This window comes from Pseudomonas fluorescens, assembly GCF_902497745.1.
Taxonomy (GTDB): Bacteria; Pseudomonadota; Gammaproteobacteria; order Pseudomonadales; family Pseudomonadaceae; genus Aquipseudomonas; species Aquipseudomonas fluorescens_BM.
In genome coordinates, this window is record NZ_CABVHJ010000014.1 from 76,872 (window position 1) to 90,921 (window position 14,050).

The 14,050-nt window shown below is 60.5% G+C and carries 12 protein-coding genes; 8 read left to right on the plus strand and 4 right to left on the minus strand.

The window, feature by feature from the left end:
• The first annotated feature begins 236 nt into the window (after positions 1-236).
• The 8 genes from F8N44_RS21135 to F8N44_RS21170 all read left to right on the plus strand — a co-directional run bounded on the left by F8N44_RS21135 (position 237) and on the right by F8N44_RS21170 (position 9,577).
• The gene (locus F8N44_RS21135) at positions 237-2,171 is read left to right on the plus strand and encodes a DUF294 nucleotidyltransferase-like domain-containing protein (RefSeq protein WP_318182837.1); all 1,935 of its coding nucleotides are present in this window, start codon (positions 237-239) and stop codon (positions 2,169-2,171) included.
• Entirely contained in the window at positions 2,168-2,875 is a 708-nt protein-coding gene (locus tag F8N44_RS21140) for a PolC-type DNA polymerase III (protein WP_150651674.1), read from the plus strand. The genes F8N44_RS21135 and F8N44_RS21140 overlap by 4 nt, the downstream gene beginning before the upstream one ends.
• A 355-nt stretch (positions 2,876-3,230) precedes the next feature.
• Positions 3,231-3,707: an RNA polymerase sigma factor gene (locus F8N44_RS21145; protein ID WP_263597111.1), complete on the plus strand. Its 477-nt coding sequence runs from the start codon at positions 3,231-3,233 to the stop codon at positions 3,705-3,707.
• On the plus strand, positions 3,704-4,678 hold the full coding sequence (locus tag F8N44_RS21150; RefSeq protein ID WP_150651676.1) for a FecR domain-containing protein: 975 nt from the start codon (positions 3,704-3,706) through the stop codon (positions 4,676-4,678). The genes F8N44_RS21145 and F8N44_RS21150 overlap by 4 nt, the downstream gene beginning before the upstream one ends.
• A gap of 242 nt (positions 4,679-4,920) precedes the next feature.
• Positions 4,921-7,356: a TonB-dependent siderophore receptor gene (locus F8N44_RS21155; RefSeq protein ID WP_150651677.1), complete on the plus strand. Its 2,436-nt coding sequence runs from the start codon at positions 4,921-4,923 to the stop codon at positions 7,354-7,356.
• A 74-nt stretch (positions 7,357-7,430) separates the two neighbouring features.
• Positions 7,431-8,561 carry a PepSY-associated TM helix domain-containing protein gene (locus F8N44_RS21160; protein ID WP_150651678.1) on the plus strand — a complete coding sequence of 377 codons (1,131 nt, stop codon included), beginning with the start codon at positions 7,431-7,433 and terminating at the stop codon, positions 8,559-8,561.
• A complete protein-coding gene (locus F8N44_RS21165) occupies positions 8,558-8,737 on the plus strand; it encodes a DUF4175 domain-containing protein (RefSeq protein WP_150651679.1) in 180 nt (59 codons plus the stop codon). Before F8N44_RS21160 ends, F8N44_RS21165 begins: the two co-directional genes overlap by 4 nt.
• Before the next feature lie 210 nt (positions 8,738-8,947).
• On the plus strand, positions 8,948-9,577 hold the full coding sequence (locus tag F8N44_RS21170; protein WP_150651680.1) for a glutathione S-transferase: 630 nt from the start codon (positions 8,948-8,950) through the stop codon (positions 9,575-9,577).
• 208 nt (positions 9,578-9,785) lie between these two features.
• Here F8N44_RS21170 and creD read toward each other — a convergent pair whose 3' ends face one another.
• From creD to F8N44_RS21195, 4 genes are all read right to left on the minus strand, one after another.
• On the minus strand, positions 9,786-11,156 hold the full coding sequence (gene creD / locus F8N44_RS21180; RefSeq protein WP_150651682.1) for a cell envelope integrity protein CreD: 1,371 nt from the start codon (positions 11,154-11,156) through the stop codon (positions 9,786-9,788).
• A 200-nt stretch (positions 11,157-11,356) separates the two neighbouring features.
• Positions 11,357-12,775, minus strand: coding sequence for a two-component system sensor histidine kinase CreC (gene creC, locus F8N44_RS21185; RefSeq protein ID WP_150651683.1), 1,419 nt, complete (start codon positions 12,773-12,775; stop codon positions 11,357-11,359).
• The gene (creB, locus tag F8N44_RS21190) at positions 12,775-13,455 is read right to left on the minus strand and encodes a two-component system response regulator CreB (protein ID WP_150651684.1); all 681 of its coding nucleotides are present in this window, start codon (positions 13,453-13,455) and stop codon (positions 12,775-12,777) included. The genes creC and creB overlap by 1 nt, the downstream gene beginning before the upstream one ends.
• A 73-nt stretch (positions 13,456-13,528) precedes the next feature.
• On the minus strand, positions 13,529-14,032 hold the full coding sequence (locus F8N44_RS21195) for an ATP-dependent zinc protease (RefSeq protein ID WP_007909997.1): 504 nt from the start codon (positions 14,030-14,032) through the stop codon (positions 13,529-13,531).
• Between the last annotated feature and the right edge of the window lie 18 nt (positions 14,033-14,050).

Here is a 14,050-nt window from a genome sequence, read left to right on the forward strand (position 1 = left end):
CAGTCCCTTGGCAAGTGGTCAGACATCGCGGGGCAGAGCTTCAATGTGCACTTCGTCGGATTTTTTTCCAAGGGGGCAAGCAAGGGAATTTCCGACTGTTTGCGTAGGGCATCTCCGAAACTGCGCCAATGGTGGCAAAACCTAGACTTACGTCCAATGGGCACCCTGTCCGTAGGGGTCGACCATGGCTGCAACGATCCGACAACAACAATTCGAAAAAGACTGCGGTAATGGTTATGAGTAAAGCGGACGCCTTCACCCAGGCAGGGAAAACCGCGGTATTGCAGAACATTCAGGGCACCCTGCAATTCCTTCAGCGCTTCCCGCCCTTCAATCAGATGGAACACGCCCACCTGGCTTATCTGGTGGAGCAATGTCAGCTGCGTTTCTACGGCCAGGGCGAGAGCATCATCAAACCCGCCGACGGCCCGGTCGAACATTTCTATATCGTCAAACAAGGTCGGGTGGTCGGCGAACGTCAGCACATCACCAAGCCCGGCACCGAGACCACGTTTGAAATCACCACCGGCGAATGCTTTCCGCTGGCCGCGCTGCTCGGTGAACGCGCAACCCGCACCGAGCACTTGGCTGGCGAAGATACGTTCTGCCTGCAACTGAACAAACTGGCGTTCATCAAACTGTTCGCCCTCTCCAGCACCTTCCGCGACTTCGCCTTGCGCGGGGTCAGCAGCCTGCTCGATCAGGTCAATCAGCAAGTGCAGCAGAAAGCCGTGGAAACCCTCGGTACGCAATATTCGCTGAACACCCGACTTGGCGAATTGGCCATGCGCCACCCGGTCACCTGTAGCCCGGACACACCACTGCGTGAAGCGGTGAAGCTGATGCACGAGCAACAAGTCGGCAGCATCGTTGCAGTGGACGAACACAAGGCGCCGCTGGGGATTTTCACCCTGCGCGATTTGCGCCATGTAGTGGCTGAAGGCATCGGCGATTTCAGTGAGGCCATCGAGCGTCACATGACTCGCGCGCCCTTCTATCTGTCGCCGGATCACAGCGCGTTCGATGCAGCGATTGCCATGACCGAACGGCACATCGCGCACGTCTGTCTGGTCAAGGATCAGCGTTTGTGCGGCGTGGTCTCCGAACGCGATCTGTTTTCCCTGCAACGGGTCGACCTCGTTCACCTGGCCCGCACCATCCGCAGCGCCCAGCGTGTCGAGCAACTGGTGAGCCTGCGTGGCGAGATCGGCCAACTGGTCGAACGCATGCTCGCTCACGGTGCTTCTTCGACGCAGATCACCCACATCATCACCCTGCTCAACGACCACACCGTGTGCCGGGTGATCGAACTGACCCTCGCAGAAAAAGGCGATCCCGGCGTGCCGTTCAGCTGGTTGTGTTTCGGCAGCGAAGGCCGCCGCGAGCAGACGCTGCACACCGATCAGGACAACGGCATTCTGTTCGATGCCCGCGATGCCGCGCATGCGGCGGAGATTCGCGGCAAGTTGCTGCCGATTGCCCAGCAGATCAACCAGAGTCTGGCGCAGTGCGGCTTCACCCTGTGCAAGGGCAACATCATGGCCGGCAATCCCGAGCTGTGCCTGTCGCGGGCGGAATGGGCGCGGCGTTTTGCGGCGTTTATTCGGGAGGCGACGCCGGAGAACCTGTTGGGGTCGAGTATTTATTTCGATCTGCGCGTGGTCTGGGGCGATGAAACAAGCTGCGAACAACTGCGCCGGGGCATTCTTGATCAGGTCGGCGACAATCGTTTGTTCCAGCGCATGATGGCCGAGAACGCCCTGCGCAATCGTCCGCCGGTGGGGCGTTTCCGTGAGTTCGTATTGGCGCGCAAGAACGGCGAGAAAGCCACGCTGGACTTGAAGGTTCAGGGGCTGACGCCGTTTGTGGATGGCGCTCGATTGCTGGCATTAGCCAACGGCATCGACGCCAACAACACCCTCGAGCGCTTCCGGCAGTTGGTCGAGAAAGAAGTCATTGAGCGACTGGATGGCGCGGCGTATGAAGAGGCGTATCACTTCATTCAGCAAACGCGCATGCAGCAGCATCAACTGCAGACGCGGGAGAACCTGCCCTATTCCAACCGCGTCGACCCGGACAGCCTCAATCATCTCGACCGGCGCATCCTGCGTGAATCCCTGCGCCAGGCCCAGCGCCTGCAAAGCAGCCTGACCTTGCGGTATCAGCTATGAGCCTGTTCTCGTGGCTGCGCCCGGCGAGTGCGGTGGTGCCGGTGGATTTCCAGCAGCGTCTGGCGAAGCTGCCGGCGATCACCGAACTGCGCGAATGCACACTGCGCGAACAACGTTGGGTGGTGCTGGATCTGGAGACCACCGGGCTGAATCTGAACAAGGATCGTGTGCTGTCGATTGGCGCGGTGGTGATCGAGGATGGCGCGATCGATTTCAGCCAGCAGTTCGAACGCACCCTGCAATGTCGCGAGCTGAAGCTCAGCCCCAGCGTGTTGATTCATGGCTTGGGGCCGAATGCGATTGCAGCGGGCAGCGAGCCGGCCGAGGCGCTTCTCGAGTTCATGGAGTTTGTCGGTGACAGCCCGGTGCTGGCGTTTCATGCGCCGTTCGACCAACACATGCTGGGGCGTGCGTTGAAGGAGCATCTGGGGCACAAGTTGCAGCAGGTGTTTCTCGATGTCGCCGACATTGCACCGCTGGTGTGTCCGCAGGCGCACATTCGTGAGGCAGGGCTGGATGAGTGGATCGACTGGTTCAAGCTTGAGGTGTTCGAGCGGCATAACGCGAGTGCCGATGCGTTGGCGACGGCGGAACTGGCGCTGATCCTGTTCAGCCGGGCGCGGGGGCAGCAGATTCATAGTCCGTTGAATTTGCAGCAGCGGTTGAGTCAGTGGAAGCGGCGGCAGCAGGCGCCTTCGTTCTGAAGTTGAGTCAAGTCCAAGATCCATCCCCCTCACCCCAGCCCTCTCCCAGAGGGAGAGGGCGCCGACCGAGGTGTCTCGGGCTTTTCATCGACCTGAAAGACCGAGTTGATTGTGGATTCACTGAAAATCGTTCAGGTCGGTGTATCTCCTGAATATCCCCCAATCGGTCCCCTCTCCCCCCGGGAGAGGGCTAGGGTGAGGGGGTCTGCCTTTACATGCCCACCTGACCAGTGGCCAATTGCTAACCATTCCCACCTCTGCCACAATCGCGAACAATTCGCGTTAGTTAACATTTCCCAATCGGTGATGTCCGGTGTCGTCAGTCCCAAGCCCTAACAGTGAGCTCGTCGGTGCGATGTATCGTGACCATCGCGGCTGGCTGCTGGCCTGGCTGCGGCGCAATGTGGCGTGTCCGCAACGCGCCGAGGACCTGAGCCAGGACACCTTCGTCCGTCTGCTCGGTCGCGATGCCATGCTGACACCGCGCGAGCCACGGGCCTTTCTGGTGGCAATCGCCAAAGGTCTGCTGTTCGACTACTTCCGTCGCGCGGCGCTGGAACAGGCCTACCTCACCGAACTGATGCTGATCCCCGAAGGCGAACAACCGTCTGTGGAAGAACAGCAAATGATCCTCGAAGACCTCAAAGCCATCGACCGCTTGCTCGGCAAACTGTCGACCAAGGCCCGTGCTGCCTTCCTTTATAACCGCCTCGACGGGCTCAGCCATGCCGAGATCGCCGGGAAACTCGGCGTCTCGGTGCCGCGCGTGCGCCAGTATCTGACGCAAGGCATTCGTCAGTGCTACATCGCCCTGTACGGGGAACCGACATGAGCCCGGCCAGTTCCAGACCAGTGCCGGCGCATGTGCTGGACGCGGCGATTGCCTGGCAACTGACCCTCGATTCGAGCAGTCCGCTGGAACGCGAGGAGTTTGCCAAATGGCACGCAGCCCATGAAGAACACGCCCGCGCCTGGCAGCAGCTGGGCATGCTCGATCAACGTTTCAGCGTCGCCAAAGGCCCAGCCCGCAGTGCATTGCTGCAATCGCGCGAAGGCATTCGGCGACGGGTACGCAAGCTTGGCAGCGGTTTGGCCAGCGTGTCGCTGATCATCGGTTTAGGTCTGTTTGTCAGCGAACGGTTTCTGCCGCTGGATTACTGGCTCGCCGATCAACGCACTGCTACAGGCGAACAGCGCACCGTGCGTCTGGCTGACGGCACTGTGCTGAATCTCAATACCCACAGTGCGGTGGATGTGCGGTTCGATGAGAGGCGCCGATTGATCGTCCTGCAGGAAGGCGAAATTCTCGTCGAAACCGGTCATGGCGATGCGCGTCCGTTCATCGTTGAAACCCGCGAAGGCAGCATGCGCGCCCTGGGTACGCGGTTTCTGGTCAAGCGTGAAGAAGCAGGCACGCGCCTGAGCGTGTTGCAGTCGGCCGTGGCCGCACACGGGCAAGCAAATCCAGAAGAGCAAATCCTCCATGAAGGCCAGCAAGTGCTGCTGCGCAGTGACGGGCTGGGCTCGATTGTCGCGCTCAATCCCGGCGCAGATGCCTGGACGCGCGGGATGCTGGTGGTGGATAACGCGCGGTTGGGTGATCTGGTGCACGAGCTCGGGCGTTATCGTCGCGGGCACCTGGGTGTGGCGCCGGAAGTGGCGGACCTGCGCATCACTGGCAGCTTCCCGCTGCATGACACTGACAAGGCCTTGAGCGCGCTGTTGCCGACCCTGCCGGTGCAGATCGAGCGGCATACGCCGTATTGGGTCACTGTCGCAAAGGCCGATATAAAGCCTGAGTAACAGGCCGGCAGAACCACCGCTTTCGCGAGCAGGCTCGCTCCCACATTGGAAATGCGTTCCCCCTGTGGGAGCGAGCCTGCTCGCGAATGGGCCGCCTGCCACACCAAAAACAACCGGACTGCCTCAGATCTCAGCGGCCCCATTTCCGGCTAATAGAAATTATTTTCATCCAGCCCTATCACTTTTCGAATTTCATCCGGCACACAGGCAATTGAGAAATGTTTCCATTCAGGAGCCGCCGTATGTCCCGTTCGCTAGACACCTTGTTGCGCCCCAGTCTGCTGGCTGTCGCTATTGCGCTCAGCGCGCCGCTGATCAGCAGTCCGTTGCTTGCCGCTGAACAAGCGTCCAGCGTGCGCGCGTACAACTTGCCGGCGGCGCCACTGTCGACCACCCTGAACCAGATCGCCAGCCAGGGCGGGATTGCGCTGTCGCTCAATCCGTCGTTGGCGGCGGGCAAGACCTCGGCGCCGGTGAACGGCCAATACGATGCGGCTGGCGCTCTGCGCGCGGCCCTGCGTGGCACCGGTCTACAACTGGAACAAAGCAGCACCGGCACTTACACCCTGGTTGCCGTGCCTGAAGGCGTGATGGCATTGCCGGAAACTTCGGTCATCGGCGTGGAAAACTTCGAAAGCGCCTGGGGCCCGGTCGAAGGCTACACCGCCACCCGCACCGCCGCCGGCACCAAGACCGACACCGCACTGGTCGAAGCACCGCGTTCGATCTCGGTGGCGACCCGTCAGCAAATGGACGACCGCAGCGTGCACAGCCTCGACGATGCCGTGCGCTACATGCCGGGCATCACCGCCAGCAGCTACGGCAGCGACACCCGCGCCGACTGGCTGCGCGTACGCGGTTTCGAGCCGACCCAGTTCCTCGATGGCCTGCCGCTGCCCAAAGGCGTGTACGCCAACCCGAAACAGGAAACCTGGAACCTCGACCGCCTCGCCCTGCTGCGCGGCCCGGCCTCCTCGGTTTACGGCCAGACGCCACCGGGCGGCCTGCTGGACATGGTCAGCCGTCGCCCAAGCGCTGAAGCCAGCAACGAAATCCAGTTGCAGTACGGTAGCGACAACCACCGCCAGATCAACTTCGCCAGCACTGGCAAGATCGACGACGCCGGCCAGTTTCTCTATGGCCTCAGCGGTGTGGTGCGCGACAGCGGCACCCAGGTCGATCACGTCGACAACAAGCGCTACAACATCGCGCCGAGCCTGACCTGGAACATCGACGACGACACCAAGCTCACCCTGCTGAGCCAGTTCACCCGCGACGATACCGGCATCACCAGCCAGTTTCTGCCAATTCAGGGCACCAAGATCAAGTCACCGTTCGGCGATATCTCTCACCACAAGAATCTGGGTGATCCGGACTGGGAATATTACGATCGCACTTACTACGCGCTGGGCTATGCCTTCGAACATCGTCTGAACGATGTCTGGCAGTTCAAGCAGAACCTGCGTTATACCAAGTCGGATCTGTCGTTCCAGTCGCTGACGCCGGGGTCGTACCCATTCACCGAAGTGGATGATCAAGGCAATGTCGGACGCACCAGCACCAGCGTCGAAGAAGACATCAGCCAGTTCGCCGTGGACAACAACTTCCAGGCCGATTTCGCTACCGGCGACATCCGCCACACCCTGCTGCTGGGCCTTGATCACCAGCGCAGCAACACCAACTACACCTCGATCTTCGGCTTTTCGGATACCACTCCGGGCACCAACGTCATCACCCCGATCTACGGCCAGCCGATCATTCGTCCAGCGCGTTCCACCGCGTTTTACGATTACAACCAGAAGACCTACCAGACCGGCCTGTACATCCAGGACCAGATGGCCCTCGACCAGTGGCGCCTGACCCTCGGCGGCCGTGAAGACTGGGTGCACACCAGCACAAAGTTCATCAACAAGGGCGATGCCACCAACACCCAGCGCGACAAGGCCTTCAGCGGCAACGCCGCGCTCAGCTACGTCTTCGACAACGGTTTCGTGCCGTACCTGTCGTACGCCGAATCCTTCCAGCCAACCACCGGTGCCGACGCCACCTCGACCGGCTCGCTCAAGCCGACCGAAGGCAAGCAGTGGGAACTGGGCATCAAGTACCAGCCACCGGGCAGCAAAACCCTGCTGACCGCCGCCGTGTATGACCTCACCCAGAAGAACGTTTCGGTCAACACCTTCGTCAACAACGTGTCGATCACCAGCCAGACCGGCGAAGTGAAAGTCAAAGGCCTGGAGCTGGAAGCGGTTTCCGACGTCACCGACAACCTCAAAGTCATCGCGGCCTACACCCTGGCGAAATCCGAAGTGCAGAATGGCGTCGACAAGGGCAATCGCCTGCAACTGATGCCGAACCAGCAAGCGTCGCTGTGGACCGACTACACCTGGCACGCCGGCGTCCTCGACGGCTTCGGCATTGGCGGTGGCGTGCGCTACACCGGCAACACCTACGGCGACAAGGCCAACACCTGGCTGGGCAAGGCGGACGCCTACACCGTGTTCGACGCGAGCGTGCATTACGACCTCGGCCGCCTGGACAACAGCCTCAAAGGCGCGTCGCTGGCCGTCAACGCAACCAACCTGTTCGACAAGGAATACATTTCCACCTGCGACAGCTTCTACTGCTACTACGGCGACACGCGCAGTGTCGTCGCCAGCGCCACTTACAAGTGGTAAGCGATTGAGCTGAAACAGGCCCTGTGACCAAGCCGTCCCTCGTGGACGGCTTCGGTGTTTTTTAAGGTCATGAAATGAAAAGTAAAACAATCCGTCGCTGGTCGTTTGTGCACACCTGGACCAGCCTGGTCTGTACCGTGTTTTTGCTGATGCTGGCCTTGACCGGTCTGCCGCTGATTTTCCATCACGAGATCGAACATCTGCTCGGCGATGCACCCGAAGTACGCGAGATGCCGGCCGATACCCCGCGGCTGAATCTGGCGCAACTGGTCGAGGCCGCCGAGAAACATCGTCCCGATGAAGTCGTGCAGTACTTCGGTTTCGATGACGATGAGCCGAATGCCGTGCTGACGATCATGGCGAAAACCGCCGGCACCGAGCCGAACTCCTCGCACACCTTCATGCTCGACGCGCGCACCGGTGAAGCGCTGGAAACACCGTCGGCCAACGGTGGCTTGATGCTGTTTATCCTGCGCCTGCACGTCGACATGTTCGCCGGGCTGCCGGGCAAGTTGCTGCTGGCGTTCATGGGGCTGCTGTTTGTCGTGGCGATTGTCTCGGGGACGGTGCTGTACCTGCCGTTCATGCGCCGCTTGAAATTCGGCACCGTGCGTCAGGACAAGTCCACCCGTTTGCGCTGGCTCGACCTGCATAACCTGATTGGCGTGGTCACCCTGACCTGGGCGTTGGTGGTCGGCGTGACCGGCGTGATCAGCGCTTGCGCCGACCTGTTGATCGCGGCGTGGCGCAATGACGCACTGACTGCGCTGATCGAACCGTACCGCGATGCGCCACCGCTGACGCACCTGGCGCCGGCCACGCGTTTGCTCGACATCGCTGCGGAAGTTGCGCCGGAGATGAAACCGGATTTCATTGCCTTCCCCGGCACACGCTTTTCCAGTGAGCACCATTACTCGGTGTTCATGAAGGGCGGCACGCACCTCACTTCGCACCTGCTGACCCCGGTGCTGATCGATGCGACCACGCTGCAGGTGACCGCCGTGGCCGAACGACCGTGGTACATGGACGCCATGGGCATGTCGCAGCCGCTGCACTTCGGTGATTACGGCGGCATGCCGATGAAAATTCTCTGGGCCACCCTTGATGTGTTGACCATCATCGTCCTCGTCAGTGGCGTGTACCTGTGGGTGGTGCGGCGCAAAGCGGCGAAGCCTGTGCTGGAAACGGCGGAGACCTCTGCATGAAACCGCGTCAGTCGAATTTCTGGAAGGTGTTCAGCACGCCGATCGTGATTGCGCTGCTGAGTGCGGCGGGGTTGTTTGCGGCGTTGCTGGGGGATGGGATTTGGGATGCGTTGAGCTGGATCGGGCTGGGTGTCCCGGCATTTCTGGCCATAAAAGGCTTCCTGCCGCGCAGGTAATCTTGCATTGCCTGAGATGGCCCTTTCGCGAGCAAGCTCGCTCCCACAGGGAGTTTCTGGTGCCACCAAAAATGGTATGCACACAGAAGATCCCTGTGGGAGCGAGCTTGCTCGCGAAAGCGGTAGCTGATACACCATCAATTGCTCGCCAGCCTCGCCGCATCTGGCTAGGCTAACCTCCTGCTCTTCGACGATCACCGAGGTTTGCCAATGTCCGCCCCCAGCATGACCCTGTACCACAACACGCTCTCCCCGTTCGTGCGCAAAGTGATGGTGTTGCTGCACGAAACCGGCCAGCAGGATCGCGTCGCCTTGCAAGACTGCGTGCTCAGCCCGGTCAGTCCGAGCGCCGAGCTCAATCTCGACAACCCGCTGGGCAAGATCCCCGCCCTGCGTCTGGCCGATGGCAACGTCATCCATGACAGCCGCGTGATCCTCGAATACCTCGACCAGCAGCACGTCGGCAATCCGTTGATCCCGCGCGAAGGTTCGGCGCGCTGGCGCCGTCTGACCCTGGCCTCGATGGCCGACGGGATCATGGATGCGTCGGTGATGGTGCGTTATGAAATGGTCCTGCGTGCTCCGGAAAAACATTGGGACGAATGGCTCGAGGCTCAGCGCGACAAGATCCGCCGCGCCCTCGCAGTGTTGGAAAAGGAGGCGATTGCCGAGCTGACCAGCCACTTTGACGTGGCGGCGATCAGCGTGGCCTGTGCGTTGGGTTATCTCGATTTGCGCTTTCCGGACTTGGGTTGGCGTGAGGCCAACCCACAACTGGCCAACTGGTTCTTTGAGGTGAGTCAGCGACCGTCCATGATCGCCACGATGCCCAAGCCTTAAATCGGCGACGCCTGTTCCGGCCTCTTCGCGAGCAGGCTCGCTCCCACATTGTTTTTGGGTATGGCAGACATCTCTGTGCCAACACCCATCCTGTGGGAGCGAGCCTGCTCGCGAATGCACCACCTCGGTTCCACAGGCAAAAAACCGATAATCCGCGTCACCAACTCATCCTTCCAGCACTGATCCTCACGCAATCCCAGCGACCGGCTCATTGCATCGCCCCCACATCAAACTCCAACGGCTTGGCCGGTTTCTGCCCGATCCCGTACCAATCCAGTTTGCGCGTCAGCACCATGAACACACCGAGCAAACCAAACAGCAACAACGAGCCCATCAACAGCGCGTAATCCTCGGCGCTCAGCAAGCCATAGAGCAGGCCATACAACGCCGCCAGCCCCGCCGAAAAACTCAAACCATGGCGCACACTGCGCAACACATGGCAGACATAAAACCCGATCAACAACACACAACCGCTGGCCGACAACAGATACGCCAGGGCAAAACCGATGTGCTCCGACAGCGACAGCAACAACAGATAAAAGAACGCCAGCGCCACACCGACCAGCGCGTATTGCACCGGGTGCACGGCCAGGCTCTTGAGCACTTCGAACAGGAAGAAACCGGCGAACGTCAGGACGATGAACAGCAACGCATATTTGATCGCCCGGTCACTCTTCAGGTACTGATCCACCGGGTCGATGAAACTCACGCCGAAGCTGCGACCGTTGAACGCCTCGCAATCATTGCCGCTCACGCAACGGCTCATGGCGTCTTGCAGATTGGTGGAGAAAAACGTGGTCTGCCAATCGGCGCTGAAACCCTGCTCGTTGATCTCACGCTTGGCCGGCAGGAAATTGCCGATGAAACTTGGATGCGGCCAATTCGCAGTGAGGCTGACGCTGCTGCTCTTGCCCACTGGCAGCACCTGCAACGAACCGGTGCCCTGCAGACGCAGGTCGAAGCCGAAGCTCAGTTCCGTGGTTTTGCTGGTATCGAGCAACGGCAGCGTCACTCGCACACCCTCGCCGAGCCAGCCGACCTGGGTGCCCGGAACGAAGTCCAGACGCTGACCGTCAAGTTCCAGCTTCAGCGCATTTTCGATACCGCGAATATCGCTGATGCCGACCGCGAGAAACGGTGCATCGAACTGGTAATCGCTGAAGTCTTCCTTGATGCCCAATTGCGCCGGCAGTGAGAAGTGGCCGTTGATGCGGTTGTCGGCGTGGAACAGCCGTGCCTCATAAATGCCGCGCGCACGCAGTTCGGTTTGCACCTGGCCGTCGAGTTCGAAACGCTCCGGCAGGAAGTACAAACGACCGCGTTCTTCGCTCGGTTCGTCGTAGCGCTGATTGGTTTTGTCGTTGGTCTTCCAGTTGTGAATCACTTTGCGATACGGCACCACCATCACCGGCCCGCTCAATTGCTGGCTGTAGCTGGAACTACGGGCGATGTCTTCGAGCACGCCGTCGCGCAGCTGTTGGCGGTCATCGATGACGCCATCGATCATCAATAAAGGTATCAGCAACAGCAGGATCAGCACGGCGATGGCGCCGAGCTTGATGGTCAGATTCTTGTTCATGGGACTCTCCCTGTTTGGATGGGGGGAGTCTGGTGTTGCCGTATGAGGGGAATATGGGGGGATTATGGAGATTGTGTGGAGACTGTTCAGGCCCCTTCGCGAGCAAGCTCGCTCCCACATTGGATCTGTGTCGTTCACAAATCCCCTGTGGGAGCGAGCTTGTCTCCGGGCGGCGTTCCGACGAAGGCAACGACTCGATTTCAAGGCAAGCGCAATGTCACTTCAACACCGTTTTCGACATTGCGGATCTGCATCGAACCACCATGCAACTTGACCACCTCTTCAACGAAGTTAAGCCCCAACCCCGTGCTTTTGCGCCCACTGTCCGGACGCGGCAACGAGTAGAAGCGCTCAGTCAAACGCGGCAAGGCGTAATCGGGAATCGGAGCGGTTTCATTGAACAACCGCAACTCAATCTGCTCGCCAACCCGCTCAGCACTGAAGCACAGCAACCCCTCAACCGGGGTGAAATCCAGCGCATTCTCCAACAGATTGCCCAGCGCCTGACGCAACAGAAACGGCTCGCCAATTAACAGCAGATCAGCCGCAATCGCCTGTTCGATGCGCAACTGCTTGCCTTCAATCCGCGCCGCCTGCCCCTGCAGCAATTGATCAACCAGCGCCGCCAACGGCACAGCGACCCGCTCTTCCAGTCCCTGACGTTGCTCGACCTGCGCGAGATTCAGCAAACGTTCGATCAACTGCTGCATCCGCGCACTTTCGCTGTCGATGTTGCCGACAAAGCGCAGACGTTGAACCGGCGGCATTTCACCTTGCAGCAACTCCGCCGCGCCACGAATCGCCGCCAGCGGACTTTTCAATTCATGGGTCAACGTATGCACGTAGCGCTCAACGTACGCCTTACCCTCCAGCTGTGTGCGCATCTGCTCAACCGCTGTGGCCAGTTGCTCCAGCTCACCGCCGCGATAGTGCGGCACTTCCACCCGCCGCCCTTCGCTCACCGCTTGGGCATAACCGGTCAAACGGTGCAGTGCGCGACTCAGCCACCACGACAGCAAGGCACCGAACAACAGACCGAGGCCGATCAACCCGGCGCCGTAAAACAGCAAGCGCCGCTCGGTGCGATCAACATAAGGCTGCAATGAGCTATTGGGCTTGGCCACGGTGACCACGCCGATGATCTGGCCGTTGTCGCGGATCGGTGCGCCAACGTGCATCACCGACGAACTGGCGTCATCCGGATCGCTGCGGCTCGAACGCGCGCCATATTCACCGCGCAGGGTCAGGTAGACGTCGTTCCAGCGCGAGTAATCCTCACCGACCGCGACACCACTGGAATCGAGCACGACGATGCCCTTGGCATCAGTCACGTAGATGCGGTGGTTGACCTGATTTTTCGGTAAGCCCCAAATGCTCGCTTGCGGCTGGCGCTCGCCATAGGCGCGCAGCAACTCGGGCCAGCGGTTCGCGCTGAGGGTGCCGGCCTTGAAATCGTCCCGCAGGATTTCCGCCATCAGGTTGGCGGTGTCGACCAGGGTTTCTTCGGTGGACTGACGCACGCCGGGGCGGATTTCTTCCATTACCGTGTTGAGCACAAAATAACCGGTCAGGCCGACAAACAGCACATACACCAGAAAGATCCGCAGCCCCAGTGACATCAGCTGTGCCCCGGGCTGTAGCTGTAACCGAGGCCACGATGGGTCTGGATCGGCTCGGCGTCGGCGCGCACCAGACGCAGTTTGGCGCGCACGCTTTTGATGTGGCTGTCGATGCTGCGCTCGTAACCGGCGTCGGCCGCAACGCCCAGCGCGTCGAGCAACTGCTCGCGACTGAACACCCGCTCGGGTTGTTCGAGCAGGCATTGCAGCAGGCGGAATTCGTGGCGGGTCAGGCTCAACGTCTGGCCGCGATAGATGATTTGAATCCGTTCTGGATCGACACGGAACAGCGCGGAATCGGCTTCAATCGCCGGGCGCGGCGCCATGCGTTTGAGAATAGCCTTGACCCGCGCCGCGACCTCGCGCGGGCTGAAGGGCTTGACCACGTAGTCGTCGGCGCCAATTTCCAGCCCCACCACTCGATCAATCTCGGCATCACGGGCGCTGAGAAACAGCACCGGCACTTCGCTGAAACGTCGCAGCTGTTTGCAGGTTTCGAAACCACTGATATCCGGCAGGCCAATGTCGAGGATGATCAGATCGGCCGGGGTCTGCCGCTGATGCTCCAGCGCCGCCGCGCCGAGGCTCAGCCACGTGGTGGTGAAGCCCTCGCCCTGCAAGGCAAAAATCAGCGTGTCGGCAATCGCCGCTTCGTCTTCGACAATCAGGATATGAGGCATGGCGTCCGAGCCCGTGGGTTAAGTGCGCGAACGGTGCCCCAAGCCTGACGTTACGTCAATGAGACCACTTGGCTCAGCAGTCCGGTTTGTCGGCGGTGAAGCGCCGCGCCGGGTTTACCGCAGCGCCAAACTCGCGCAAGGCCTTGGCACCGATCAGCAGCGGATAGTTGAAGTTGCTGCGGTCGGTCAGGTTGACCTCAACGGTACGCTTGACGTTACCCAGGCACAGCTCCAGATCGACCACCGGGCGTTTGGCGACTTCGGTGCTTTCGCCCTCGTCCTCTTCATCCGAGCGGCTCTTGATCTTGCTGATCCGCGCGACCTTGTGTTCGTAGACCTTGTTGCTGGCGTCTTTGGTGCCGAGGCGGAAACGCACCCATTCGTCGCCATCACGGGTGAAGGTTTCGATGTCTTTGGCCGACAGCGAGGCGGTCAGCGCACCGGTGTCCATCTTGGCCTTGAGCACCTCACCGCCGATTTCCGGCAGCGCAATGTATTCGTAGCGCCCGTACAGGGTCGGCTCGGCGGCCATGACCGGCAGGGCGACGAGGGCAAACAGTGCAAGGAGGGATTTCACGTAAGGGGCTTCCTTGGA